This window comes from Streptomyces sp. OfavH-34-F, from assembly GCF_022347745.1.
GTDB lineage: Bacteria > Actinomycetota > Actinomycetes > Streptomycetales > Streptomycetaceae > Streptomyces.
On record NZ_JAKRGC010000446.1, the window covers coordinates 1 to 4,012 of the forward strand.

The 4,012-nt window shown below is 72.8% G+C and carries 5 protein-coding genes and 1 pseudogene; 3 read left to right on the plus strand and 3 right to left on the minus strand.

Features of this window, described 5'->3' with window-relative positions; all coding sequences use genetic code 11:
* Window positions 1–217: 217 nt before the first annotated feature.
* From MHW47_RS32980 to MHW47_RS32990, 3 genes are all read left to right on the plus strand, one after another.
* Window positions 218–862 carry an HNH endonuclease family protein gene (locus MHW47_RS32980; RefSeq protein ID WP_239227521.1) on the plus strand — a complete coding sequence of 215 codons (645 nt, stop codon included), beginning with the start codon at window positions 218–220 and terminating at the stop codon, window positions 860–862.
* A gap of 471 nt (window positions 863–1,333) precedes the next feature.
* Window positions 1,334–1,792: a DoxX family protein gene (locus tag MHW47_RS32985; RefSeq protein ID WP_239227522.1), complete on the plus strand. Its 459-nt coding sequence runs from the start codon at window positions 1,334–1,336 to the stop codon at window positions 1,790–1,792.
* Window positions 1,793–2,069: 277 nt separating this feature from the next.
* Window positions 2,070–2,726 carry a DedA family protein gene (locus tag MHW47_RS32990; protein WP_239227523.1) on the plus strand — a complete coding sequence of 219 codons (657 nt, stop codon included), beginning with the start codon at window positions 2,070–2,072 and terminating at the stop codon, window positions 2,724–2,726.
* A gap of 15 nt (window positions 2,727–2,741) precedes the next feature.
* Here MHW47_RS32990 and MHW47_RS32995 read toward each other — a convergent pair whose 3' ends face one another.
* The 3 genes and pseudogenes from MHW47_RS32995 to MHW47_RS33005 all read right to left on the minus strand — a co-directional run.
* The gene (locus MHW47_RS32995) at window positions 2,742–2,966 is read right to left on the minus strand and encodes a DUF2277 domain-containing protein (protein WP_239227524.1); all 225 of its coding nucleotides are present in this window, start codon (window positions 2,964–2,966) and stop codon (window positions 2,742–2,744) included.
* A 52-nt stretch (window positions 2,967–3,018) separates the two neighbouring features.
* Window positions 3,019–3,468, minus strand: a complete 450-nt coding sequence (locus MHW47_RS33000) for a hypothetical protein (protein WP_239227525.1) — start codon at window positions 3,466–3,468, stop codon at window positions 3,019–3,021.
* Window positions 3,469–3,568: 100 nt separating this feature from the next.
* A pseudogene (locus MHW47_RS33005) lies at window positions 3,569–4,012 on the minus strand (hypothetical protein); the annotation flags it as partial.

Below are 4,012 nucleotides of genomic sequence, written 5' to 3' on the forward strand. Positions count from 1 at the left end.
GCCGCGCCACCCCGCGCGCCGCACCGGCTCGGCGCGCCCGCGCGCGCGAGCCCGCACTCCCCCCGCGCCACGAACCTCTCTGTCAGATCCCTTGATGTGACGTGCCCATGTCGCCACTCTGTTACCTGGCGCCCACCCCACGGCAACCCGGCGCCGCCACGATGGCCGGACCGTTGCTGACGGCCCGTCCGCATCCCCCCACGTCAAGGGAGTTCGCATGTCAGGTGTCTACGCGCGTCGCATAGGCGTCCTCGCCGCATCCGCCGCCCTCGCCGCCACCACCGGCCTGCTCACCGCCCCGAGCGCCCAGGCGGCCATGCCCACTCCGGTCTCCGCGGCCACCGCCCGCACCTATCTGAGCGAGCTGACCGTGAAGGCGGAGGGCTCGTCCAGCGGGTACAGCCGGGACAAGTTCCCGCACTGGATCACCCAGTCCGGGGCGTGCAACACCCGTGAGGTCGTCCTGAAGCGGGACGGCACCAACGTCACCCAGAACTCCAGCTGCGCGGCGACGAGCGGCAGTTGGTACTCGCCGTACGACGGCGCCACCTGGACCGCCGCCTCGGACCTGGACATCGACCACATGGTCCCGCTCGCCGAGGCCTGGCGCTCGGGGGCCTCCAGCTGGACGACCGCGCAACGGCAGGCGTACGCCAACGACCTGACGCGGCCCCAGCTGATCGCGGTCACGGACAACGTCAACCAGTCCAAGGGCGACAAGGACCCCGCCTCCTGGATGCCGCCGCGCACCGCGTACAAGTGCACATATGTGCGCGCCTGGGTACATGTGAAGCACTACTACAAACTGACCGTGGACTCCGCCGAGAAGTCGGCCCTCCAGTCCGCGCTCAGCGGCTGCTGAACCGGGGCGCGCGCCAGCGCGCGCCCACCCCTCGGTGGCCCCACCGGCCGACGCCCGCACGACGGGCCGGCCGGGCGGGGCCACCGATGCGTTTTCGGCCGACTACAACTGTTCATGACAAGCCACCGGACCGCCCGGAGGCCCCTCGGCCCTCCGGCGGGCCGCCACAGGGGCGCAAGGCGCCCCCGACTCCAGCGGGACTCGAGCGAGAACAGAGGCTGCCGTGGTCGGGGCACCGACCGCCACCCTTCCACCCCCATGGCCGGAAAACTGCGCTGTTACCGGTTCAGGCCAACGCGGCAACGAAGACTGCCCAGTTCGAGGCGGTATCGCCCTGCCGATCGGCTCACCACACACCATCGAGATCTGGCCAGTCGACAAAACGTTGAACTTGCAAGTATTGGTGAGGCCTACCTAATCTTTGGCGCTCAGTCGGTTCACGTCCCCACCAGACCGAAGGAGTCTCCCCACATGACCCCACACCTCCACCGGGCCCAGCCCTACGCCCTCGCGCTGTTCCGCATCGTCGTCGGCCTGCTCTTCGCCTGCCACGGTGCCGCCTCGATCTTCGGGATTCTCGGCGGCGCCCACGGCGGCGGCTCCATACCCGCCGGCACCTGGCCGGGCTGGTACGCCGCGGTGATCCAGCTCATCGGCGGCGCCCTCGTCGCCCTCGGCCTCGGCACCCGCGTCGCCGCCCTCGTCTCGTCGGGCTCCATGGCGTACGCGTACTTCACGGTCCACCAGTCACACGCTCTCCTCCCCATCGAGAACGGCGGCGAATCCGCAGCCGTCTTCTGCTGGGTCTTCGTGCTCCTCGTCTTCACCGGCCCCGGCGCGCTCTCCCTGGACGGTCTGATCACCGCCCGCACGCCGAACCGCCAGGACCGGAACCACACCCCGGAGCAGAACTCCCCCGTCGCCGTCTGACCCCGGGCGGCCTTCTCTCCCCTCTCCGCTCTCCCCCTGGGCCCGCTGACCGACCGGGCCCGTGAACCCCCATCGGACTCCCCACCGACCCCCGCGCACCGCCGGGAAAACCGCTCCCCGGCGGTGCGCACTCAAGCCCCGCTCAAGCGGGGTGCCGAACATCACGCATATATATGGATCACCGGGTGAACGGCGGGCGTACGCTGTACAGCTGAACCTGCCGCTCCTGCCGCTCCCCTGCGACATCGCGGCGTTGTCACCGATCGGGGAGTAGAAGGTGCTGGAGAGTGTGGGTGCGCTGATCGGCAGCCCATGGATCTATGCCGTGGTGGCCCTCTCCGTCCTGCTCGACGTCTTCCTCCCCGTCCTGCCCAGTGGTGTGCTGGTGGTCACCGCCGCAACGGCGGCCGCCGCCGGGACCACCGGAGTCGCCGCCGACGCCGTGGGCGCCGCCCGGCATGTGACCGAGGTGCCCTCGCTGCTCGCCCTCCTGCTGTGCGCCGCCACCGCCTCGGTGGTCGGCGACCTGGCCGCGTTCCGGCTGGCCCGGCGCGGCGGGGAGCGGCTGGACCGCGCCATCGCGCGCTCCCGGCGCCTCAGCTCCGCGCAGGAGCGCCTGGGCGCCGCCCTGAGCCGGGGCGGCGGCGTCCTCGTCGTCATCGCACGCTTCGCGCCCGCCGGGCGGTCCGTCGTCTCCCTGGGCGCGGGCGCCTCGCACCGCAAGGTGAAGGAGTTCCTGCCGTGGTCGGCCGTCGCTGGCCTGGCCTGGGCCGGTTACAGCGTGGGCCTCGGCTACTTCGGCGCGCAGTGGCTGGGCGCGGGCTGGCTGGGCACGGCCGTCTCCGTCCTCGCCCTGTTCCTCGCGGGCTCCTTCGCGGCGCTGCTCATGCGCCGCCCGGCCGAGGCGGCCCGCGCCGCCGCCGCGGCCTCCTGACGGCGGCCACCGGCCCTACGGCGTTCTGGCGCCGCCCCGTATCTCCAGGCCGTCGAGCAGCCGGGCGGTCGCCTCGGCGATCTCCTCGACGGCACGGTCGAAGACCTCGCGGTTGTGCGCCGCCGGGGCGCGGAAGCCCGACACCTTGCGGACGAACTGCAGAGCGGCGGCGTGGATGTCCTCCTCGGTGGCCTCTTCGGGGAGGGCGGGCGGTCGGAGCGTCTTGATACTGCGGCACATGTCTCCAGTGTGACCCGCACCACTGACAACGGCGCCCGGCGACCCCCGGCGGTCAGATGACCGGCTTGAGGCGGGCCGTGCACAGGGCCCAGATGACGAAGGTGTCGATGGCCAGGGAGACCACCGCCCAGACCGGCTGGTAGGGCAGCCACATGAAGTTGGCGATCATGTTGAGCGCCGCGAGTCCCACACCGGCCCCGCGCGCCCAGGCGAAGCCCCGGAGGATGCCCCAGCCGACGACTGCGACGAGGATGCCCAGGACGAGGTGGATCCATCCCCAGGCCGTCACATTGAACTTGAAGACGTAGTCGTTGATGCGCGCGTAGACGTCGTTCGACGCGATTCCGGCGATGCCCTTGATCGCGTCGAGCACGCCGTCGACCATCAGCAGCACACCGGCGAACATGATCCCGCCGGCCGCCCAGGGGTTCTCGCCCTCCGGCCCGCCGGGAGGCGTCGAGGGTGACGAAGGGGTGCCCGGCGGGGGCGCGGTCTGTGCCATGAGGACTCCTCGGCCGGAGGGGAAAGGGGGCCAGACCGACCCTGCGCCCCCACCCCCGGTGCGGCTACACGGACGCGCCCGTCCGGGTGACACCCCGCCCCGGCGCCCCCCCCCGCCAGCCGCGGGCCGCCGTCTCCGCCCAGACGTCGCCCACCGGCCCTTCCGGGCGCGGACCGCCGCACACGTGCACGCACAGCCCGGAGTCCGCCAGCCCGTCGGCGTCCTCGGGGAGCACGCCCACCACCCGCTGCGCGGCCTCGCGCGGGCGCCGGGTGTACGTGGTGAAGGTCAGGCCCTCGGCGAGCCCGTCCGGCAGGGCGTAACCGGCGAGGGCGAGCCAGCGCGCGACGTCGGCGCTGTGGCGTTCGACGAGCACGACCCGCTCCGGGGCCCCGGGTCCGTGGAGCCGGCGCAGGTCGGCCAGCACCCCGGCGAGCCAGGGGCCGCGCGAGACGGCGAAGTCGTTGAGGGTCTCGCGCTCGCGGGCCTCGTGGCCGGTCGCGGCGGGCGGTGCGGCCAGCGGGTCGGGCAGCGGGCGCGCGGG